The sequence below is a fragment of the Acinetobacter sp. genome (assembly GCF_036659555.1).
Taxonomy (GTDB): domain Bacteria; phylum Pseudomonadota; class Gammaproteobacteria; order Pseudomonadales; family Moraxellaceae; genus Acinetobacter.
Genome location: NZ_JAVXCI010000006.1, coordinates 1 through 20,039 on the forward strand (window position 1 = coordinate 1; position 20,039 = coordinate 20,039).

Consider the following 20,039-nt stretch of genomic DNA (forward strand, 5'->3'; position numbering starts at 1 on the left):
ATACCGACGATGACACGTTGTTGCATAGGATTAGGCATCCAAATTTGAAATTAAGGGAGAGTTTTGGTGCTCATAAACGAGCGATAAAGGATATTTTTGACCAGAAAGCGCATCTTGTACAGCTTTAATCACCAATGGGCTGCGCGCGCGGGCGGTTTCAAGCAGTTCATCCAGCGTCATCCATTTTGGGCCTATGATGTTTTTATCGAGTTCGGCTTCTGGAAAATACTCAAGCACATGGGCTAAAAAGCAGAATCTGAAATAGGTGCGGTCTGGAAACATCGGCGGAGTGTAAGTATAGATGCCCAGCAGCGCATCGATTTCTACCGCATGGCCGGTTTCTTCCATAGTTTCACGCACCGCAGCCTGAGCGATGGACTCGCCGCATTCTACATGGCCTGCCGGCTGGTTAAATACGCTATGCGTGACACCAGCGGTATGTTCTTCTACAAACAGGAACTTTCCGTCTTTTTCAATCACTGTTGCGACAGTAACGTGGGCAGTCCAAGCAGCCATAAAAAAGCACCATGGGGTAAAAGGTGTATTCTACAAAATTTAGGGGGCAGTGGCTATGCAGATTGCTTTTTTCTTTAATGCTTTGAACTCAGCGGCGGTATAGGGTTTTACTGCTTCTCTTTAGTATTGAAGATTGATGAGTGCTGAAATTAAGGTGCAGCTATTCGGTTAATCGGGATTTCTTTTGGGTAAAGCAGGGACAGATAGGTGAAATAAAAGATAGGAGGCTGAAAGATAACATTTTATTCTTTATGGCTTAGTTTTTGATTTTAAATTAATTAAAAATAACCAGCAGCACACGCCTGGAAATATTGCAATAAAGATTGCGGAAGGATTGCTGTACATTTTCCACCATTCTGCTGAAACTTGGCCTGTATGGCTCCACCCGAGAAGAATAAAGAATGGCGCTGCAATGATTAGAGCGCTTATGCAGATCGTCAGCAAATTGAGCGCATTGTATCGGTCTAAAAGGATAGAAAACAAAAACGAGAATGGCACAGTTAAAATGCAATAGGCTAAATAAACAAGAGCATGCCCCGCAAAAACTACAAGAATTGAATACGGGCTGAATTCACCATTCATTATGATAAACAGCAATGCAGCAAAAAATAGCAAGGGTAGAGGAGCAAGTAATAGAGCTTTTATGATTCTGCCTTTAGGGTATTTCATTATAAGAATACTCTCTTATTTTAGTGATTTTGATCTTGCTGCTGTGCTTATTTTTAAACAAAAGAATAAACTGGAAACTTCTGCAAATTAAAATATCATTTTTTTCATTAGAGCTCTTGCGAAAGTTATTTTTTAATCATGCATTTTGCAAATCCTGTAATTAAATTTATCCTTAAACCGAATTGTTTACGCCTATTCCTATACCGCTCTCCAATAATACGAAATATTTTGAGTTTATATGCTCTGCAGGAATTCTGCGGCGGCTTATCTCCCTGTTGATCGGCTTCGCTTCTTTGGATAATTGCATATTTTGGGGTTTCTTTATTAAAATTATAGGCAATGCAAACTGTCTGGAATGTATTGGGGCATTATAAGCATGCTGATGCTTTTGATTATATCCGGTATTTTCGGGTATTGGGATTAGCCCATTATTTAGCGTAAATCACGAAGCCTAAATAAAGCGCCGGCTCAAATTTAACCTGACAGGCCCAGTAAAATGAGCAGCTGTCAGGCCAGCTTTGCGCTGGCGCCATTCATAAAAAATGGAGCCTGCATAAAAGGATTTACAGGCTCATCAATTTTTAATCTTAGAACTTCACAACGAATTTTCCAGTATTTTCGCCTTTGAATAGCATCATTAAGCCTTCAGGCAGGCTTTCAAAGCCTTCTACCGTATGCGTTTTATACTGAATTTTGCCTTGCGCCAGATAATTGCCCAGCACAGACACCGCTTCATCTGAGATTTCCAGATAGTCAGTTGCAATAAAACCTTGTACACGCAGGCTTTTTAAATTGATATCCACCCAGCTTGGCCCTTTGGCAGGGATGGCATTGTCATAATCCGCGATCACGCCGCACACAATGACGCGGCCAAAGCGGTTCAATTGATTGAAAATGATCTCCTGAATCGGGCCGCCGGTATTTTCATAGAAAATATCGACGCCGTTTGGCGCCGCTGCATTGAGCTGCGCTTCCAGATTATCCGATTTATAGTTGATGGCTGCGTCAAAGCCTAATTCATCCACCAGCCATTTGCACTTTTCATCAGAGCCGGTAATACCCACGACCCGCAGACCCTCAGCCTTCGCCAGCTGGCCCACCAATGAACCGACCGAACCGGCTGCGCCGGTAACGACTAAGGTTTCGCCTTTTTTAGGCATGCCGATTTTCATTAAGCCTGCATAAGCGGTTAAACCAGTTATATAAAAGATGGACAGGACTGCTTCTGCAGATACTGACGGGTCGATCACGGCCATTTCTTCATTGCCGAGCACATATTCGCTCCAGCCGGTTACACCGACCACGCGGGAACCGGCCGGAAACCGCGGATTTAAAGATTCAACGACTTCACCGACGCCATAAGAGCGCATGACTTCTCCTATCTGCACTGGAGGCATGTAGCTGTCATCGCGTTCCTGCAGCCAAGTGCGCATTGCCGGGTCAAGGGACATATGCGTCTGCTTAACGAGAAACTCGCCTTCTTTTAAGGCCGGCATTGGCAATGAAACCTGATCAAAAATATCCATGGTGATTTTGCCTTGCGGATATTTTGATAATTTAAACGCTTGATAATTCATATTTTTTCCTGATGATGCTGGGGCTGGTTCTGGGCGGATATCCGGCCTGAAATTCAGCAGTTCCACTATAAATCTATTGCTTGAGTTTTAAGCGCTTAAGCCGCCGTCAATAGTAAGGCTGGCGCCTGTGATAAAGCCGGTTTCCGGCCCGGCTAAATAGGCAGCAAAAGCGGCGATCTCTTCAGGCATACTGTAGCGGGATACTGCTGTTGCGCTTTTCATCAGATCTGAAAATTCGCCATCTTCAGGATTCATTTCTGTTGCAACAGGGCCCGGCTGAATGTTGTTGATGGTGATTCCGCGCGGCCCTAAATCACGCGATAAGCCCTTCACTAAGCCGGTTAACGCTGATTTGCTCATTGCATAAATAGAGCCGCCGGCAAAAGGCATGCGTTCAGCATTGCAGCTGCTGATATTTATAATGCGTCCGCCTGACGGCATATGCTTAATGGCTTCCTGTGAAGCTAAAAAAACAGCGCGGACATTGATGGCCCAAATGCGGTCAAGCTCACTTAAACTGACGCTGTCAACCGGCGCAAAAGTGCCTATGCCGGCATTGTTGATTAAAATATCAATGCCTCCTAATTCCTGCACCGTATGCTGAACTGCGCCAATAACCGCCTGAGGGTCAGCGCTGTCAGCGCGGATCGCCACTGCTTTCCGGCCGGCCGCTTCCACTAGCTTGGCTGTTTTTTCAGCATCTTCTTCCCGGCTGTGATAGGTAAATGCAACATCTGCGCCTTCTTGAGCCAGCCTTTGCGCAATCGCGGCGCCAATGCCGCGGCTGCCGCCGGTTACTAGAACTTTTTTTCCTTGCAATGCCTGATTCATTTGAAAACTCGCTTTGACCTATTGAGGCTGGCTTTGCCGAACCTTAGATGATTAGCATACTGTGCTATTAAGTATCTTATGATTATATCGTGCACGATATATGTCAAGATTTTTTCTATAAAATAGCCGCTTTAAAACGGCAGCTGGCTTGCGGGAAGCCGCTAAAAAACCGCATAAATATATGTAAATAAAAACTTATTTGCTTAAGCTTGCATAAGTGTTTTGAATTGTAAAAGCCGGTTTTTTATTCACGGTAAAAGGATCAGCAAAAACTTGCTTAGGGGAGTAGGCGCGATTTACCGCAATATCTGCGCCGCTGTGCTGGCAGGAATGCAACGCTTTAATCAAGGGCATGACAGCTTAAGCTGCTCTGCATCAGTCCTCTTTAGCGCCGCTGTTTTACATGCTTAAATTGGCGCGGATAACTCGGAGATCCTCAGTTAATGTGCAGGCTTTTTCTGGGTCGCACTTTACTGAAGCAAGTATTTTTTCAGGGATTGAAGCCACTTTTTTTTCTAAGTCTTTAGCTTTTTCAGTTATTGAGATTAAAACCATTCGTTCATCATTTAAAGAGCGTTTTCGCTCTATTAGCTTCAGCGTTTCAAGTCTTTTTAATAAAGGCGTAAGCGTGGAGGACTCTAGAAAAATCTTTTTACCGATTTCTGAAACGGTCAGCTGATCATTTTCCCACAAAATCAGCATCACCAAGTATTGCGGATAGGTGAGGCCATAAGGCGCCAGCAGCTTTCTATAGTACTTATTTAAAGAGAGATTTGTTGCATAAAAAGCAAAAAACAATTGATTGTCTAGCTTGGAAGGGCTCTCATTTTGGGACATTTCCATTAAACCTGAAGTTAAAACAGATTTTATTATAGCTTTAAAGCTCAGCAACACGTATAGGGAATTATTGCTTCTGGTTTTTTAGGCGCTTTGAAAGCTGTAGCAATCCTGCGCTGAAGCCAGCCGTTTTGCATGGGCAGCCTGATGCATTCCGCTGCTTAGGACGATGCGTTTTGGCGGGTTTCTGTTGTGCTGAGATCAATAGCCCTTTTAAAAAGGCATTGCCTTGGCAAGCTCCTGCATTTTAAAGCCTTGGCTTGGTGGCCAATCCTTTACAGCGGCAGGAGCTGTTCTTTTGCCAGCGTTTATGCGGCGCTTTCAGCTCAAAAATTATTTCTGGCTGAATTCGTTAAAGGCATCTATTGCATTGGACGCATACATCAGCGATGGGCCGCCTCCCATCATAACCGCGACATTCAGGACTTCTTTAAATTCGTCAAAGCTTGTATCCAATTTAACCAGCGCTTGCGTATGAAAGCCAATGCAGGCATCGCAGCGGTTCGCCACGCCTATCGCCAAGGCAATGAACTCCTTGGTTTTTTTATCCAATACGCCGTCTTTTAAAGCCGCTTGGCTTAAAAGGCCAAAGCCTTGCATTAACTCCGGTGATTCCTGATGCAGGGTTTTCAGATTTTTAGAAACCGATTGGGTAAGATCACGATAGTTCATAGGAGGAGGCCTCTATTAATCAAACAATATATAAAATAATAATATATTAAGTAGTATAATAAAAGCGCTATTTCGCTATGCCGTGAAATTAAATCATTGGCTGCCTGAGTCTGCGTAATTGCCCGCAACCTTTACATAGTGCCGGGCGGAATACGGCAGAAACTCTTTTTCCTTATCGGTCAGCGGGCGGACTTTCTGCACCGGGCTGCCGACATACAGATAGCCGCTTTCCAGGCGCTTGCGCGGCGGGACTAAAGACCCCGCGCCAATCATCACATCATCTTCAATCACCACATCATCTAAAACAATGCTGTTGATGCCGATTAAAACGCGGCTGCCAATGGTGCAGCCATGCAAAGTGACATGATGGCCGATCGTCACATCTTCGCCGATAATCAGCGGGGAGCCGTTCGGCTTGGCATCATTTTTATGGCTGACATGCAGCATGGCATGATCCTGCACATTGGAATTTTTGCCAATTTTAATTGAATTGACATCGCCGCGGATAACCGCAAAAGGCCAAACGGACACGTTTTCGGCCAGCGCGGTATCGCCAATCACCACGGCCATGTCATCAATATAGCAAGTCGCATCAATTTTAGGATGATGGCCTGAATAAGGGCGGATATTCTTTTTCATGGCGGCAGTCACTGTCATTGGAATGGCTCCAGTATAAAATAAAAAAGCACCCGTGCCGGGACAAGGATGCTTTGACTTTAGTCCTAGAAAACGCTAGAAACTCAGGCCATTAGAATAAATTGGCGAAGAACTGCTTGATATGGTCCAGCATTTTGGCAAAGAAGCCGGCTTCTTCAACCGCTTTCAAAGCGATCAGCGGCTTTTCCGCAATCACTTTGCCGTTTAAAGTCGCAACATATTTGCCGACAACCTGGCCCTGCTTTAAAGGCGCCGTCAATTTCGGCTGCACCACCAGCTGGGTTTTGATCGCGTTGGCTTCGCCTTTTGGCATGGTGGCATTGAAGTTTTCCGCCAGGCCAATCTGCACGTCTTTCTCTGTGCCGTACCAGACTTTGGCTTTTGCCAGCACCTGCTTAGCCGGCTGCACTTTTACCGTTTCAAAATTTGCATAGCCCCAGGCTAGAATTTCGCGGGTCTGTGATGCGCGCTCATTCATGCTTGGCGCGCCAAAAATCACAGAAATCAAGCGCAATGGCCCGCGCTTGGCGGATGTGGTCAGGCAGTAGCCGGCTTCATCGGTATGGCCGGTTTTCAAGCCGTCTACGCTTGGGTCAGTATAAAGCAGGGCATTGCGGTTGCCTTGCTTAATGCCGTTAAAGCTGAATTCTTTTTCAGAATAGATTGGATAGTACTTTGAACTGTCATGAATGATGTGCTGCGCCAGTGTCGCCATATCCTTTGCTGTTGAATAATGGCCTTCGGCAGGCATGCCGGTCGCATTGGCGAACTGCGTGCTGCTCATGCCAATGCGTTTTGCTTCCTGATTCATCATATGCACAAAAGTGCCTTCATTGCCGGCAATATGCTCCGCCATCGCTTTAGATGCGTCGTTGCCGGACTGCACAATAATGCCGCGCAGCATTTCAAGCACGGTTGCCGTGCCGTTCAGCGGCACATACATGCATGATTCTGTGCTGCTGCCGCGGCACCATGCAGACTCATTCATGCGCACTTTTTCATTCTCTGTCAGGTCACCGCTTAACAGCTTCTGCTCAATGATGTAGCTGGTCATCATTTTTGTCATGGAAGCGGGCGCTAATTTTTCATTTTCGTTTTTTGAAGCAAGGATTTGCCCGGTTTCATAGTCCATCAGCACATAAGATTTATTGTTCAATTCTGGGGGTGCAGATAAGACACTTGCCGCATACGTAAAGCCGGGTGCAAGAAGTAATGCGGCAAGGGCAGTGTTTCGGATCATTCTGTGGTTCCAATAACTTGATTTAAGCACAAAGAGCCTAGCATTCTAGGACAAAGACAGGCGGACTTCCACCGGTGAAAATGGCTTATTTAAAGAGTATTGTAACCAAGCGGAATTAATTTGCGTATGTGGTGAGTTCTTGGCAAATGGCTCTGTTCTTCTCAGCGCCGGCTTTGGCTGCATCGGACTGCGCTTCCCCTAAAATTTTGCTGAAGCTTTTCTGTTTGCTGAGCTGCTGCAGCGCATTGACCGGGCTGCTTTCTTTAGGCAAATATTCCTGGGCCAGCTTTGCATAGCCCTGTTCAAATTTAGCCTGATCGCTGACTAAGCTTGGGCAGACTTCAGACAGCACATAGATGGCAGCCAATTCCTGATGGGTGACTTGCGGTGTCGGCGTCACTTCAATTTTTTCATCCGCGGCGTAAGCGGAACCGGCAGTGAATGCAAAGGCGCAAAGGGAGAAGGCAGCAAGGGATTTAAGCGCAGTATTTTTCATGCAAAATAACCTGAATAATTCAATAAAAATAAGCAATGCAGCTAGATTAAAGCGATTCTGCAGAATTAACAGTGCGGATTTGTATTGAAGCTGTTGAAAAACTGAAGGATTGTGCACAAAAAAAGGATCATGCCTGAAAGCATTCCCCTTTTTTTGCAGCCGGCGCGCCGCATTTTTACGCAGTCAGCAGGCTATGCCTGATAGCTTAAAACATCACCGCAGACTTCTTTCTGCTCGCTTTGCGAGGCTTCTTTGGCAGCTTCGCGCGCTTCATTGAGCAGCGATTTGTATTCGCTGTCGGACTGGATTTTTTCATAAGTCATCGACTTGTCTGAATAATCCGCAAGATAGCCTTGGATTAATGTATTGATGTTGCCGTCAAATTTAGGGCTTTTGCCCACAGCAGCGGGGCATACTTCAGCCATAACCTGCGCGGAAGCAATATCTTCTTTAACGATGGTATTGGCTTCAGCCTGAGTCAGCCCCTCATCGGCAATCACGGCCTGGGAAAAAACAGCAGCAAAGCCTAAACCCAGCAGGCTGCGGAATGATATCGTTTTAATCATTTTGAAATCACAAATTTATGATGGATGTTGAGATCTAAATATATATAATTCCTGATGTATTTCAATAAAATGTTCTTGCCAGTCATTTGCTGGCCAGCATGGGGGTATTCAGTGAATATTTTAATTGCCAATGATGACGGCGTTTTTGCTCCCGGCATTCAGGCGCTGGCGCAGGCTTTGCGCCCATTGGGCCGTGTTGTCGTTGTTGCGCCGGAAAGCGAGCGCAGCGGCTTTTCCAGCGCTTTAACCTTAGACCGGCCTTTGCGTCCGGTGCAAATTGCCCCGGATATGTGGGCCGTCAACGGCACGCCGGCGGACTGCGTGTATTTGTCCATGAACGGCCTGTTTGATTTTGAATTTGACCTGGTGGTCAGCGGCATCAACAGCGGCGCCAATTTGGGCGATGACGTGCTGTATTCGGGTACGGTCGGCGCGGCCTTTGAAGGGCGCTTAATGAAGCAGCCGGCCATCGCGGTGTCGCTGGCGGGGCCGAATGTGCGCGCCTATGAAAACCCTGAGCATTACGCCGCGGCTGCGCAGTGGGTGCATGGCTTCATCGCTAAGGGCCTGCCGGTTCTGCCAGCAAGGCATATCCTGAATATCAATATTCCAGATGTGCCTGCGCTGCAGGGCGAAAAAGTCACCTATCAGGGCAGGCGCAGCCAGTCCAAGCCGATCACCAGCCACGTCGATCCGCGCGGCCGCCAAGTTTACTGGATTGGCCTGTCCGGCGAGGCGGTTGCGGGGCCGAAAAAAGGCGCGACTGAAATTGAATCTGACTTTTTTGCAGTGGCAAACGGCTTTGTCAGCATCACGCCGATCCAGATGGATGCGACAAATTACGGCATTTTGAACAGCCTGCATGCGCAATTCTCTAAAAAAGCATAAGTAGTGTTATAACTTTGTGAAAATGCGCAGGGCGCAGCTTTTTTAAGGGTATTTTTTGCTAACCTTAGCGTATTTAAAGCATCATATTATTCGTGTTAGAGAGGAAGATAATGTCCCTGATGTCACACTATCGCTTAATTGCAGCTCCAGCAGCTTTATTTAAGACGCTTATTTTGTCTGCAGCCGCTGTTTCGACCGTTATTTTGAGTGGCTGTGCATCTAAACCGCAAATTCATAATGCCACGCGCTATGCTGCCGCGCCGGACTTTTATACCGTGCGTTCAGGCGATACCTTGAGCGGCATTGCGGGGCGCTACGGCTTAAGCTATGTCAGCATTGCCGACATGAATGACATTGCGCCGCCTTACCGCATTTATGTGGGGCAGTCCATCCGCCTGAAAAATTCAGGCTCGCGGCGCACGGCCTCAACGCAGGCTATGGCGCAGACTGCGCCAATTCAGCGCCAGACCGTTGCGCTGCCGAAAAATAATGCCGCGCAAACGGTAAAAACTGCGCCTGCAGTCAGCGCGCAAAGCTCGTCTATGCGCTGGGTCAAGCCATCCAGCGGCCCGGTGATTGGCGCATTTAATCTGGCTTCAAATGTTAAAGGCACCCGCTACGGCGGCAATACGGGAGATCCGGTTCTTGCAGCTGCGGACGGCCAAGTGGTGTATGCTGCGGACGGCCTGAAAGAATACGGCAACCTGATTTTGCTGAAGCATATTAACGGCTACATTACGGCCTATGCGCATAACAGTAAAATGAATGTGAAAAGCGGAGAGAATGTGAGGGCCGGGCAGAAAATTGCAGAAATGGGCTCATCCGGCACAACCCGCACCATGCTTGAGTTTCAGGTGCGTTTAGACGGCAAGCCGGTCAATCCGTCAACTGTTTTACCGATTAATTAAATATTGATAATACAAAATATTAATTTCACCGTATAATACAATGAGTTGCTTTTATCAGAGAATAAGGGCATCTCATAAGTTTTAGAGGGGAATTTATGTTAGATCAACTTCGGGCAATGGGTGTCTTTGCTTGTGTTGTGGAAAAGAACTCATTCAGCGGCGCGGCGCGGGAGTTGGGGATAACAACAAGCGCCGTCAGTCAGCAGGTCCGTTCTCTGGAACAGGATATGGAAGTTGTTTTGCTTCATCGTTCTACGCGGAAGCTGAGTTTAACCGAAGCTGGACAGGCTTTTTTCCACAGCTGCCAAGAAATGCTTTCCGCCGCTGAGCGCGGCAAAATCCGCATCAATGAGCTGCGCGATGATTTAATCGGCGAGCTGCGCATTGCGTCAACGCCAGAGCTGTGCGCGAACCATGTCATTCCGGCTTTATCGCACTGGATGTCAGCGCACCGCGGGCTTTCCGTACATTTGGAAGCGGACAATCAGTATATTGACTTGATTGACGGGCGCATTGACATCGCATTGCGCATGAGCGCTAAAATTGATGATCAGCATTTTCATGCCGTGCCGCTGGCGCATGTAGAGCAGGTATTGGTGGCGGCGCCAAGCTTTATCAATCAGTCCGCTTTAATTTCACGGCCTGAAGATTTAGTCAGCCATGATCTGCTGGCCATGAATATCATGAAAAACCATCATCAGCTGGCGTTTCAGCATCGGGCGACGGGTGAAACGGTTCAGGTCGAAATGGATTCAAGGTTTTCGACCAATAATATCTTAGTGGCGAAATCCATGTGCCTGCAGGCGCACGGCATTGCCCGGATTTTATATTTGGATATTCAAAAAGACTTAGTCAGCGGCTCGCTGGTTGAGGTTTTGCCGGAGTGGAAATTGCCGGCCTTTACGCTGTATGCGGTGGTGTCCAAGCGCGAGCAGCAGCCGACAAAAATCCACCGCTGCCTGGATGCCTTAAAGCAGTATTTCAGCCAGCTGCCCGGCGGGCGCGTCTATCAGCAAGCGTCCTGATCTCAAGCGCAAGCTGTAAAAAAAAGCCGCAATCGCGGCTTTTTTTACGTTTTGGATCAGCCGCCTGGCATTAGGCCAAATAGCTTTTCACCATCTTAACGACGCGCTCAATCAGCTGGTCTGCCTGTTCTTTATTAATATTCAGTGCCGGAAGCAGGCGGATGACAGAGCCTGCTGTTACATTCAGAATCACTTTGTATTCATCGCGCGCAATATGCACTAAATCGGCGCAGGCCTTAGGCAGCTCAATGCCGATCATCAAGCCAAAGCCGCGGACAGCGACATTTTGCGCAGCCAGCTGCGTTCTGAACTGTTCAACAATGTATGCGCCCATTTCAGCCGCATTTTCCACTAGGTTTTCTTTTTGAATGGTGTCAATGACGGTATATACCACGCGCGAGCCTAAAGGCGTGCCGCTGTAGGTTGAGCCGTGATTGCCGGCGGTCAGCACGCCTGCGCCGCGGCCTTGCGTCATGACTGCGCCAATCGGGAAGCCGTTGCCTAAGCCTTTGGCGGTGGTGATGACGTCTGGAATAATGCTGGTGTGCTGATAGGCAAAGAATTTGCCTGTGCGGCCGTTGCCGGTCTGCACTTCATCCAGCATCATCAGCCAGTTGTGCTGATTGCAGATTTGGCGGATTTGCTCTAAATAGCTGAAGCCCTGAGGCGCAGTATTGACACCGCCTTCACCCTGAATCGGCTCAACTAAAATCGCCACGATATCCGGATGATTAATCGCAGCTTCTTCAATCGCTTCAATGTCGCCAAATGGAACGCGGATAAAGCCTTCCACCAAAGGCCCGAAGCCTTCCTGAACTTTTTTGTTGCCTGTCGCGGCCAGCGTGGCCAGCGTGCGGCCGTGGAAAGAATGCTCCGCCACAATGATTTTCGGGCTGGCAATGCCTTGCTGGTGGCCGAATTTGCGCGCAATTTTAATTGCGCCTTCATTCGATTCCGCGCCGCTGTTGGAAAAGAAAATTTCTTCCATGCCGGCCGCTTCCGCAAGCTTTTGCGCAGCAGCCGTCTGCCAAGGCACTTCAAACAAATTGCTGGTATGAATCAGGGCCGCCGCCTGATCTGCAATCGCTTCAGTCACGGCAGGGTGCGCATGGCCCAGGCCGCACACGGCAATGCCGGTCAGCGCGTCAAAGTATTCGGTGCCGTCTTCTGTGTACAGATAAGAACCCCGGCCTCGGACAAAGCTGATCGGCTGACGGCCAAACACAGGCATCAAATGAGACGGTTGATCAGTTTGCACAGGCGCAAGGGTAAGGTTATTCATGACTGACTCTTATCTTGTTGAGGGTTGAAAATAATCGGGTTTGGCGCAATATGTGTTTTATGCGCCTAGGCGTTCTATATAAGCAAAAACTGCCCTGCATTTAAAGCCTGATTGTAAATAAAACTGGAATTATTGCTTTTGCCATACTGTTCCGCTCAGTTTTGGGTATAATGCTCGGCAGATTTATTGAGGATATATCAATGACTGAACAAGCACGCGATACAGAAGCGTTAATTCGTGACCAGATTGCTAAACATGCTGTACTTCTTTACATGAAAGGAACGCCGCAGTTCCCACAATGCGGTTTCTCTGCACGTGCTGTAGAAGCGCTCAGTCAAATTGGCCGTCCATTCGCTTATGTCAATATTCTGGAAAATCCGGATATCCGCGCGACTTTGCCGCAAATTGCAAACTGGCCGACTTTCCCGCAATTATGGATTAACGGCGAGTTAATCGGCGGCAGCGACATTATGCTTGATATGTTCCAGAAAGGTGAACTGCAGCCTTTGGTTGAACAGTACAGCCCGGCTCCTGAAGCTTAATTCAGCTGGATATTAAAAAGCGCCTTGATCAAGGCGCTTTTTTTATGGCTGGAGCAAAACTGGCAAGCCTAAAATAGAAAACCGGGCTAATGGCTTAACCCGGTTTTACATGCAGGATGCTGCCGGCTTATTTCAGCAGGTTAATTTTCGGCAGACTGTTCGGCCTGCAGCTCTTTGGCGACAGCATCGGCCTGCTCAAGCGCTTTCTGTTCCGCTTTGGCTTTTTTCTTGGCCTTTTTTTTCTTTTTGCTTTTCTTCTTCGGCTCTTCCGCAATTTCTGCGCCGTCTTCAATGGCTTGCCAGTATTCCAGCTGCTCCATCACGGCAGCAAAGATCGAATTCTTGCTGTAGCGGCCTTTTCTGTCCAATGCGCCGACAGGGCGCGCCATCAGAATTTCCAGCGCCTGATCAATGGTATCAATGGCATGAATATGGAATCTGCCTTGCGCAACCTCCTCAATCACGTCCTTGCGCAGCATCAGGTGCTGCATGTTCTGGCGCGGAATAATCACGCCTTGCTTGCCGGTCAGGCCCTGCAGCTTGCAGGCGTCAAAGAAGCCTTCAATTTTGGCATTCACGCCGCCGATCGGCTGCACTTGCCCCAGCTGATTCATGGAGCCGGTAATGGCCCATGACTGGTCAATCGGCAGCTGGCTGATTGCTGAGATCAGCGCGGAAAGTTCCGCCACGGTTGCGCTGTCACCATCGACCTGTCCATAGCTCTGCTCAAAAGCCAGCGCTGCGGAGAAATGCAGAATCTGTTCACGGCCAAAGTGCGCCTTTAAGAAGCTGGACATCAGCAGCACGCCTTTGGCATGCAGCGAGCCGCCCAGCTCCACGCTGCGCTCAATATCCAGAATATCGCCGCCGCCTTGATAAACCGACGCGGTCAGGCGTGAAGGCAAGCCGAACTCAACATCGGCATAGTGAATCACCGAGAGGGCATTGATCTGGCCTAAGCGGTGGCCTTTGGTTTCAATCAGCTGGGTGCCGCGGGATAAATCCTGCCAGTACAGCTCGCGCAAATAGCCCAGGCGGTATTTGCGGTGATCCAGCGCCATGTTGATGTGCTGGTCTGTCACCATTTTGTCGCCGGCTTGCGCCGCATGGTGATGCGCTTCGCGGATCAAGTCGCCTAAAGTCAGCGCATGCAGCGACAGCGAGCTTTGGTCTTCGGCCTGGCGGCTGGAGTCGGTCAGCAGGGCAGCCAGCGCAGAGCGCTCAAACGGCAGCAGCTTGTCGGTCTGCACATAGTCCGCAATCAGCTGCATGTAGGCCTGCTCATTGCTGTCATTGCGCTGCAGGGTGTCGGTAAAGTCAGCGCGGATTTTAAATACGCTGCCCAGTTCCGGCTCCAGCTCCAGAATTTCATAGTAAACTTCCGGCTCGGCCAGCAGAACTACTTTAATATTCAGGGGAATTGAAGCCGGTTCAATCGAGATGCTGCCGGTCAGCGTCAGCATATGCTCCAGGGAAGACAGCTTCAGCTGGCCGGATTTCAGCGCGCGCTTTAAGCCTTGCCATGCATAAGGCTGTTCCAGCAGCTGCTCAGCTTCCAGCATCAGGAAGCCGCCGTTGGCTTTGTGCAGCGCGCCGGGGCGGATTAAGGTAAAGTCCGTGGTGATGGTGCCATTCTGCGTCAGCTGCTCGACATGGCCCAGCAGGTTGTAGTGCGTCGGGAAGTCTTCAAATATAACCGGCGCGCCGGAATTCGGCTTATAGGTCACAATAACATTGGCCTGATAGCGCGACGGCACGCGGCTGAATAAGCCCGGCGTGAAATCATCCTCTTCCTGCTCAAGGACGATTTCAACATTATTGATGATGTCTTCAGCATAATACTTCAGGTAGTCTTCAAGGCCTTTGACATCGCCGAATTTATTCAGCAGCAGGTCAATGCGCGGCATGACCACCTGCTTGGCGATATCGCGGTTCAGGATTTGCACCCGATCGCGGGCGTCATCTTCCAGGTCGCCCAAATGCAGGCCCAAGCGTTCCAGCTTTTTATTCATATAGCGGATATTGGCGGCGATTTCCGCGCGCTGCTTGCTGTTCAGCGCATTGATGTCATCCTTGGACATTTCCTGAATTTTGCCGTCCATCAGCTGCACCGGAACGAAGCAGTGCTCATCATCCTGCGAGATCAGCTTCAGATCAAGCTCTTCGCCTTCCTTGTTTAAATCCACCAGCGCCTGCTGCTGCACATCGCCGGTCTGCTGGCGGATCAGCTCAATGCGGTTGTGGTAAGTCTCTGCGGTAAAGCGCCGCTCCAGCTGCTTTAAAATAATCTGCCAGGTTTGATGCAGCGCGGCCTGAAACTTAGGCGCCTGCCCGGCAGGCAGCTGCAGGGCCAGCGGCTGGCGCGGATGCTGGAAATTATTGACATACACCCAGTCATTCGGCGTCTGCATATTTTTGGCATGCTGCTGCAGCAGGCGCTTAATCATGGTGCGCTTGCCCAAGCCCGCCGTGCCGACTGCAAAAATGTTGTAGCCGGAATACGGCAGGGCGATGCCGGCTTCGACAGAAGCGCGGGCGCGGTCTTGGCCTAAAAAGTCATTTAAGGGCTTGATCCGCTTGGTTGATGTGGGAATTTTTTTCAGATCGGTAATGTGCGTCAGCTGTTCAGCATTCAGTTTTGTTTTAATTAGCGTCGCTTGAATTTCGGGTTGATCGAATACGCTGCGCAAGCCTGCAGGCAGCGGTTGTAGGTTTTGTTCGGACAGGTTGGAAGATAGGGAAGATTGAATATTTTCGAGTTTTTTCGGCACTGTTGAATCCAAAACAAATTAATGACGGCAGAATTCAAAGGTATACTGGATTTGGCAGAAAGATCAAGCAAGCGCCCTGATTTTCTCCATAAAATAAAACAATGATTTCATAAATCTTGTTGAAACAAATCTGATTAAGCGCTTGAATAGCAGCAATCGTTTTTAGACAAAAATAATGTGATGACAACTCAATCTTCCGGGTGGAAATCGGCATTTACCGCGTTTTTAGACCGGCGCGCGTTAATTATGCTGTTCTTGGGTTTTTCAGCCGGCATTCCCATCCTGCTGATTTTTTCCAGCTTATCGCTGTGGCTGGGCGAAGCCGGCATTGATAAAAGCGCCGTGACGTTTTTCAGCTGGGCTGCGCTGGGCTATTCTTTCAAGTTTGTCTGGGCGCCGCTCATTGATGAGCTGCCTGTGCCTGTGCTGACTAAATTGCTGGGCCGGCGCAGGGCATGGCTGCTGATTGCGCAGTGCCTGATTATCTGCGCGATCTGCATCATGGCGTTTTCAGACCCGTCCCTTGGGCAAAGCTATTTGTATCAGATGGCGGCTGGCGCGGTGCTGCTGGGCTTTTCCGCGGCGACGCAGGATATTGTGATAGACGCCTACCGGATTGAGCTGGCGGAAACGGAAATGCAGACAGTTCTGGCTTCCACCTATAATGCCGGCTACCGCATCGGCATGATTGTGGCGGGCGCCGGCGCGCTGTTTTTGGCGGCCTATCTGGGCACAGCCAAAGGCAACTATATCTATGAAGCATGGAAAACCACTTACTTAGCGATGGCGGGCGTCATGCTGGTAGGCATATGCACCACACTGCTGATCCGTGAACCGCAGGTTGACCGCGCGCACAAGGACTATAAGCGCGTTGACTATTACCGGCTGGTCGCGGTGTTCTTTGCCGCTGTGATCAGTTTTGTGCTCAGCTATATTTATTCGGGCGCTGCGGTGGAAGCATTGAAAGCGCAGCTGAATATCAAGGACTCTTTTCTGCTGTTCTGTTTTGAAGCTGCGCGCTTTATCGGTTCCGGCGCTGCGGCCGCCGCCGTTGGCGCATGCCTGGTGAAAATGGGCGCGGTAAATCGGCAGATGGCTTATGAAACCTGGATCAACCCGATTGCGGATTTCTTTAAGCGCTACGGCATAAAGCTGGCTTTGGTGCTGCTGCTGCTGATCGGCTTCTACCGCATTTCAGATATTATTGCCGGGGTAATCTCCAATGTTTTCTATCAGGACTTAAACTTCAGTAAGGAACAGATTGCGGAGGCGGTTAAAGTCTACGGGGTGATTTTCAGCCTGGTGGGCGGCTTTCTCGGCGGCCTGCTGGCGCAGCGCATGAACATTATGAAGCTGATGTTTGTCGGCGCAGTTTTGGCCAGCTCAACCAATCTGATTTTTATCGGCTTGGTGAAGTCCGGGCAGCCTTTAGGCGATGTCACGGTGGCAGTCGGCGGGCAGCAGTACGCGGCGCAGCCGGATGAAACAGGCGCGTGGAAAGTTCAGGTGCCTGTTGAAGTTTTAAGGGCCGCTCAGGCCATTACTGCAACGGCAGGCTATCAGCAGGCCGATGCCCAGACGGCAGCGGCTGAACTGCCTTATTTGAATAATGAAGGGGCTGAAGCTGCGCAGATGCTGCTGCTGCCTGTGACTTCAGACAATGTGATCAGCGCGAATGAAACCGCAAACAGCATTGTGGTGCGCGGCCAATATGCGCAGGCGCTGCAAGGCGGTCAAAAAATTCAGGTCTTGCTGGATGGAAAGCCTTTTGAAGCTAAGCTGGACAAAGAGGGGATTTTCTCGGCGGCGATTCCTGCTGAAGCATTGGCTGCTTCAGCATCGAAGAAAATCACTGCGCAGCTGCTTGCCGGCAGTCAGGTGCAAATGAGCCGCGAGCGCAGCTATCAGGTCAATACCGCTGCGGCTCAGGAAAATGCGCTGGATATTGAGCTGCAGCCGGTCAATCTTGCAAAGGCTGTCGATGGCGCTGTTGAAGTGAAAGGCAAGGTGATTAAGCCTTACAGTTCACTGTGGCTGTATTTTGCGATTATCGTGGATAATTTGGCGTCCGGCTTAGCGGGCGCGGCGTTTATCGCTTTCCTGTCCAGCTTAACCAGCGTGTCATTTACTGCGGTGCAGTATGCGATTTTCAGCTCGCTCATGACCTTAACGCCGAAGATTTTAGGCGGCTATTCAGGCACAATTGTGAGCAGTATCGGCTATCCGAAATTCTTCCTGATGACCACGCTGATCGGCATCCCAATCCTGATTTTAGTGGTTTGGGTGGCGAAGCTGCTGCGGGAGCATGAAGCGCAGCAAGGCTGAATTTACTGTCCAGCCTGATTCTGCAGCTGAAAGCCTATTTTATCTTTATGATGAAATAGGCTTTTTTTATACAGCTGAGCTGCAAATAACGCTTACAGGCTGCGGGCAATCAGATTACAGCTGCAGCGGCTTAAATGGCTGCATTTTCTTTGCTGAAAATTGAATTATTGCGCCGCATTGCCTATATTGGCAGGCAATCTCTGAATAAACAGGAAAATGAATCATGCGGATGCTGCATACCATGCTGCGAGTAGGCAATTTAGAACGTTCTTTGCAGTTCTATACTGAAGTGCTGGGTATGACTTTGTTGCGTAAACGCGACTATGAAGAAGGCCGCTTTACTTTGGCTTTTGTCGGCTATGGCGATGAACAGCACAATACCGTGCTGGAACTGACCCACAACTGGGACACAGCAAGCTATGATCTGGGCAATGCCTATGGCCATATCGCGATTGCGGTTGATGATGCCTATAAAGCCTGTGCAGAAATGAAAGCGCGCGGCGGCAAAGTTGTGCGCGAAGCTGGCCCAATGAAGGGCGGAACAACAGTAATCGCTTTTGTTGAAGATCCGGACGGCTACAAAATTGAATTGATTCAGCAGGATGAAAACGCGCGCAACAACTGAGCGCATATAAAGCCATAGCTTGGCGAAATGATGAACATTGAGCTGAAAAAGTAGCTTTATTCATCTGGCCCAGTAAGATAGAGCTTACCGTTAGGTAAATTTATCTTGCTGGGCTTTTTTACTGCTGAACAAAGCTGTGAAATTTTTATCCAAGTCTTAATCAATAGTCCATTTAAAAATACAGGATGTAGACATGCTGAAAATGCTGGCGCTGGACCGCTTTACAATACTTTTATTTGTGATGGTTATTTTGGCGACTTTTTTGCCGGTTTCTGGAAAGCCTGCCGAAATATTCGGTGTGATTACGACTGCTGCGATTGCCATTCTGTTCTTTCTGCATGGCGCTAAGCTTTCCCGCGAAGCGGTGATGCAGGGCCTGATGCACTGGAAGCTGCATGCTTTGGTTTTTGCTTTTACCTTTGCCTTATTTCCTATTTTAGGCCTAATGGCGAAGCCGGTTCTTGTGCCTCTGCTGGGGCAGGAGCTGTACTGGGGCTTTCTGTTCATGTGCTTTCTGCCGTCTACGGTGCAGTCTTCTATCGCCTTTACTTCGGTTGCGCAGGGCAATGTGGCGGGAGCCATCTGCAGCGCGTCATTCTCGAATATTATCGGCATGTTTATTACGCCGGTTCTGGTCAGCTTTTTTATTTTAGGCCAGTCCGATCACGGCTTTGATCCGACCTCATCCATTATTCAAATTACGCTGCTGCTGCTGATCCCGTTTATTTTAGGGCAGCTGCTCCGGCCTTATATCTTTCCTTATATGCAGAAAATGCCGGGCATTGTTAAAGCTTTTGATCAGGGCTCAATCCTGATGGTGGTGTATGGCGCATTCAGCAGCGCTGTAGTTGCTGGCCTGTGGCATCAGGTCAGCGCAGCCACACTGCTGCTGCTGATTGCGGCCTGTTCCGTGCTGCTGACCATAACCATGCTGCTGGCGCTTTATATTCCGCGCTGGATGGGCTTCAGCCGCGACGACCAGAAAGCGATTTTTTTCTGCGGCTCGAAGAAAACCCTGGCCAGCGGTGTGCCGATGGCGCAGATTTTATTCATTGGCCAGCCTTTGGGCATGATTGTTTTGCCGATTATGATTTTCCATCAAATCCAGCTGATGGTCTGTGGCGTGATCGCCAATTACTGGGCTAAGCAGTCTGCCGGAAAGGGCTAAGAATAGTTCGCTTTATGCAGATTTTTTCCGTATAATAGCGCCCACTTGTTGCGCTTAGCTCTGACGGTATCCGTCTCGGTGGGCCAAAAGAATGGTCTGTTATGGTGTTGATCTGCTGCCTGCAGCATCTTCCTCCTGCCTGCGCAGGAGAGTGGTCAATTGCGATGACAGCGAAACCTTCTTAAACTTTATGGAGTAATCGACGATGCGCGCCGATATTCACCCAAAATACGAAAACTTAGTTGCTACTTGCTCTTGCGGCAATGTAATCGAAACCCGTTCAGCTGTTGGTAAAGAAACGCTTTACCTGGACGTATGCTCAGCTTGCCACCCATTCTACACTGGCAAGCAAAAAAGCGTTGACACTGGCGGCCGTATCGACAAGTTCAAGCAGCGTTTTGCTGGTATGTCACGTTCTATCAAACGTTAATACCCAAGATGAAA

The 20,039-nt window shown here is 49.1% G+C and carries 20 protein-coding genes; 8 read left to right on the forward strand and 12 right to left on the reverse strand.

Annotated features, from left to right (window positions below; translation table 11 throughout):
* Positions 1–30 precede the first annotated feature (30 nt).
* The 10 genes from RSA72_RS01535 to RSA72_RS01585 form a co-directional block, all read right to left on the reverse strand.
* A complete protein-coding gene (locus tag RSA72_RS01535; RefSeq protein ID WP_332624422.1) occupies positions 31–516 on the reverse strand; it encodes an NUDIX hydrolase in 486 nt (161 codons plus the stop codon).
* 249 nt (positions 517–765) lie between these two features.
* Positions 766–1,185, reverse strand: a complete 420-nt coding sequence (locus RSA72_RS01540) for a hypothetical protein (RefSeq protein ID WP_332624421.1) — start codon at positions 1,183–1,185, stop codon at positions 766–768.
* Positions 1,186–1,772: 587 nt separating this feature from the next.
* Positions 1,773–2,762 (reverse strand): NADP-dependent oxidoreductase, encoded by a 990-nt coding sequence (locus RSA72_RS01550; protein ID WP_332632659.1) that lies wholly within the window; start codon positions 2,760–2,762, stop codon positions 1,773–1,775.
* A gap of 87 nt (positions 2,763–2,849) precedes the next feature.
* Positions 2,850–3,593, reverse strand: a complete 744-nt coding sequence (locus RSA72_RS01555) for a 3-oxoacyl-ACP reductase family protein (protein ID WP_332622239.1) — start codon at positions 3,591–3,593, stop codon at positions 2,850–2,852.
* Between the two features lie 399 nt (positions 3,594–3,992).
* Positions 3,993–4,430 carry a MarR family winged helix-turn-helix transcriptional regulator gene (locus RSA72_RS01560; RefSeq protein WP_332622237.1) on the reverse strand — a complete coding sequence of 146 codons (438 nt, stop codon included), beginning with the start codon at positions 4,428–4,430 and terminating at the stop codon, positions 3,993–3,995.
* A 333-nt stretch (positions 4,431–4,763) separates the two neighbouring features.
* Positions 4,764–5,102: a carboxymuconolactone decarboxylase family protein gene (locus tag RSA72_RS01565; protein ID WP_332622236.1), complete on the reverse strand. Its 339-nt coding sequence runs from the start codon at positions 5,100–5,102 to the stop codon at positions 4,764–4,766.
* Between the two features lie 93 nt (positions 5,103–5,195).
* The gene (locus tag RSA72_RS01570) at positions 5,196–5,741 is read right to left on the reverse strand and encodes a gamma carbonic anhydrase family protein (RefSeq protein WP_332622241.1); all 546 of its coding nucleotides are present in this window, start codon (positions 5,739–5,741) and stop codon (positions 5,196–5,198) included.
* A 109-nt stretch (positions 5,742–5,850) separates the two neighbouring features.
* Positions 5,851–6,999 carry a D-alanyl-D-alanine carboxypeptidase PBP5/6 gene (gene dacC / locus RSA72_RS01575; protein WP_332622234.1) on the reverse strand — a complete coding sequence of 383 codons (1,149 nt, stop codon included), beginning with the start codon at positions 6,997–6,999 and terminating at the stop codon, positions 5,851–5,853.
* 115 nt (positions 7,000–7,114) lie between these two features.
* The gene (locus tag RSA72_RS01580) at positions 7,115–7,495 is read right to left on the reverse strand and encodes an MCR_0457 family protein (protein ID WP_332622232.1); all 381 of its coding nucleotides are present in this window, start codon (positions 7,493–7,495) and stop codon (positions 7,115–7,117) included.
* Positions 7,496–7,686: 191 nt separating this feature from the next.
* Complete coding sequence (locus RSA72_RS01585; RefSeq protein WP_332622230.1) at positions 7,687–8,061, reverse strand: MCR_0457 family protein; 375 nt, start codon at positions 8,059–8,061, stop codon at positions 7,687–7,689.
* Positions 8,062–8,172: 111 nt separating this feature from the next.
* Here RSA72_RS01585 and surE point away from each other — a divergent pair, with 111 nt between their 5' ends.
* From surE to RSA72_RS01600, 3 genes are all read left to right on the forward strand, one after another.
* Positions 8,173–8,949: a 5'/3'-nucleotidase SurE gene (surE, locus tag RSA72_RS01590; protein ID WP_332622229.1), complete on the forward strand. Its 777-nt coding sequence runs from the start codon at positions 8,173–8,175 to the stop codon at positions 8,947–8,949.
* A 110-nt stretch (positions 8,950–9,059) separates the two neighbouring features.
* The gene (locus RSA72_RS01595; RefSeq protein ID WP_332622227.1) at positions 9,060–9,857 is read left to right on the forward strand and encodes a peptidoglycan DD-metalloendopeptidase family protein; all 798 of its coding nucleotides are present in this window, start codon (positions 9,060–9,062) and stop codon (positions 9,855–9,857) included.
* A gap of 95 nt (positions 9,858–9,952) precedes the next feature.
* Positions 9,953–10,882, forward strand: coding sequence for a LysR family transcriptional regulator (locus RSA72_RS01600; protein WP_332622225.1), 930 nt, complete (start codon positions 9,953–9,955; stop codon positions 10,880–10,882).
* A 70-nt stretch (positions 10,883–10,952) separates the two neighbouring features.
* Here RSA72_RS01600 and RSA72_RS01605 read toward each other — a convergent pair whose 3' ends face one another.
* Complete coding sequence (locus RSA72_RS01605; RefSeq protein ID WP_332622223.1) at positions 10,953–12,164, reverse strand: aspartate aminotransferase family protein; 1,212 nt, start codon at positions 12,162–12,164, stop codon at positions 10,953–10,955.
* A gap of 200 nt (positions 12,165–12,364) precedes the next feature.
* On the opposite strand from RSA72_RS01605, the gene grxD reads away from it, so the two are divergent.
* Positions 12,365–12,706 (forward strand): Grx4 family monothiol glutaredoxin, encoded by a 342-nt coding sequence (gene grxD / locus RSA72_RS01610; protein WP_068913101.1) that lies wholly within the window; start codon positions 12,365–12,367, stop codon positions 12,704–12,706.
* Positions 12,707–12,846: 140 nt separating this feature from the next.
* Here the strand turns inward: grxD and RSA72_RS01615 are convergent, their stop codons facing one another.
* A complete protein-coding gene (locus RSA72_RS01615; RefSeq protein ID WP_443098259.1) occupies positions 12,847–15,432 on the reverse strand; it encodes a Lon protease family protein in 2,586 nt (861 codons plus the stop codon).
* A 225-nt stretch (positions 15,433–15,657) separates the two neighbouring features.
* On the opposite strand from RSA72_RS01615, the gene RSA72_RS01620 reads away from it, so the two are divergent.
* The 4 genes from RSA72_RS01620 to rpmE all read left to right on the forward strand — a co-directional run bounded on the left by RSA72_RS01620 (position 15,658) and on the right by rpmE (position 20,025).
* Positions 15,658–17,802, forward strand: coding sequence for an AmpG family muropeptide MFS transporter (locus RSA72_RS01620; RefSeq protein ID WP_332622219.1), 2,145 nt, complete (start codon positions 15,658–15,660; stop codon positions 17,800–17,802).
* Positions 17,803–18,025: 223 nt separating this feature from the next.
* Positions 18,026–18,427 carry a lactoylglutathione lyase gene (gene gloA, locus RSA72_RS01625; protein WP_332622218.1) on the forward strand — a complete coding sequence of 134 codons (402 nt, stop codon included), beginning with the start codon at positions 18,026–18,028 and terminating at the stop codon, positions 18,425–18,427.
* Positions 18,428–18,620: 193 nt separating this feature from the next.
* On the forward strand, positions 18,621–19,595 hold the full coding sequence (locus tag RSA72_RS01630) for a bile acid:sodium symporter family protein (RefSeq protein ID WP_332622216.1): 975 nt from the start codon (positions 18,621–18,623) through the stop codon (positions 19,593–19,595).
* Between the two features lie 205 nt (positions 19,596–19,800).
* The gene (rpmE, locus tag RSA72_RS01635) at positions 19,801–20,025 is read left to right on the forward strand and encodes a 50S ribosomal protein L31 (RefSeq protein ID WP_332624029.1); all 225 of its coding nucleotides are present in this window, start codon (positions 19,801–19,803) and stop codon (positions 20,023–20,025) included.
* Positions 20,026–20,039 lie beyond the last annotated feature (14 nt).

What these genes read in the sequence shown, in the direction of transcription:
- RSA72_RS01550 (WP_332632659.1), bottom strand. Translation starts at nt 2,762, where the DNA reads ATGAATTATCAAGCGTTTAAATTATCAAAATATCCGCAAGGCAAAATC.
- RSA72_RS01585 (WP_332622230.1), bottom strand. Translation starts at nt 8,061, where the DNA reads ATGATTAAAACGATATCATTCCGCAGCCTGCTGGGTTTAGGCTTTGCT.
- RSA72_RS01605 (WP_332622223.1), bottom strand. Translation starts at nt 12,164, where the DNA reads ATGAATAACCTTACCCTTGCGCCTGTGCAAACTGATCAACCGTCTCAT.
- RSA72_RS01560 (WP_332622237.1), bottom strand. Translation starts at nt 4,430, where the DNA reads ATGTCCCAAAATGAGAGCCCTTCCAAGCTAGACAATCAATTGTTTTTT.
- RSA72_RS01620 (WP_332622219.1), top strand. Translation starts at nt 15,658, where the DNA reads ATGACAACTCAATCTTCCGGGTGGAAATCGGCATTTACCGCGTTTTTA.
- RSA72_RS01555 (WP_332622239.1), bottom strand. Translation starts at nt 3,593, where the DNA reads ATGAATCAGGCATTGCAAGGAAAAAAAGTTCTAGTAACCGGCGGCAGC.
- RSA72_RS01580 (WP_332622232.1), bottom strand. Translation starts at nt 7,495, where the DNA reads ATGAAAAATACTGCGCTTAAATCCCTTGCTGCCTTCTCCCTTTGCGCC.
- RSA72_RS01630 (WP_332622216.1), top strand. Translation starts at nt 18,621, where the DNA reads ATGCTGAAAATGCTGGCGCTGGACCGCTTTACAATACTTTTATTTGTG.
- rpmE (WP_332624029.1), top strand. Translation starts at nt 19,801, where the DNA reads ATGCGCGCCGATATTCACCCAAAATACGAAAACTTAGTTGCTACTTGC.
- RSA72_RS01595 (WP_332622227.1), top strand. Translation starts at nt 9,060, where the DNA reads ATGTCCCTGATGTCACACTATCGCTTAATTGCAGCTCCAGCAGCTTTA.
- dacC (WP_332622234.1), bottom strand. Translation starts at nt 6,999, where the DNA reads ATGATCCGAAACACTGCCCTTGCCGCATTACTTCTTGCACCCGGCTTT.
- RSA72_RS01535 (WP_332624422.1), bottom strand. Translation starts at nt 516, where the DNA reads ATGGCTGCTTGGACTGCCCACGTTACTGTCGCAACAGTGATTGAAAAA.
- RSA72_RS01565 (WP_332622236.1), bottom strand. Translation starts at nt 5,102, where the DNA reads ATGAACTATCGTGATCTTACCCAATCGGTTTCTAAAAATCTGAAAACC.
- RSA72_RS01600 (WP_332622225.1), top strand. Translation starts at nt 9,953, where the DNA reads ATGTTAGATCAACTTCGGGCAATGGGTGTCTTTGCTTGTGTTGTGGAA.
- RSA72_RS01570 (WP_332622241.1), bottom strand. Translation starts at nt 5,741, where the DNA reads ATGAAAAAGAATATCCGCCCTTATTCAGGCCATCATCCTAAAATTGAT.
- gloA (WP_332622218.1), top strand. Translation starts at nt 18,026, where the DNA reads ATGCGGATGCTGCATACCATGCTGCGAGTAGGCAATTTAGAACGTTCT.
- grxD (WP_068913101.1), top strand. Translation starts at nt 12,365, where the DNA reads ATGACTGAACAAGCACGCGATACAGAAGCGTTAATTCGTGACCAGATT.
- RSA72_RS01540 (WP_332624421.1), bottom strand. Translation starts at nt 1,185, where the DNA reads ATGAAATACCCTAAAGGCAGAATCATAAAAGCTCTATTACTTGCTCCT.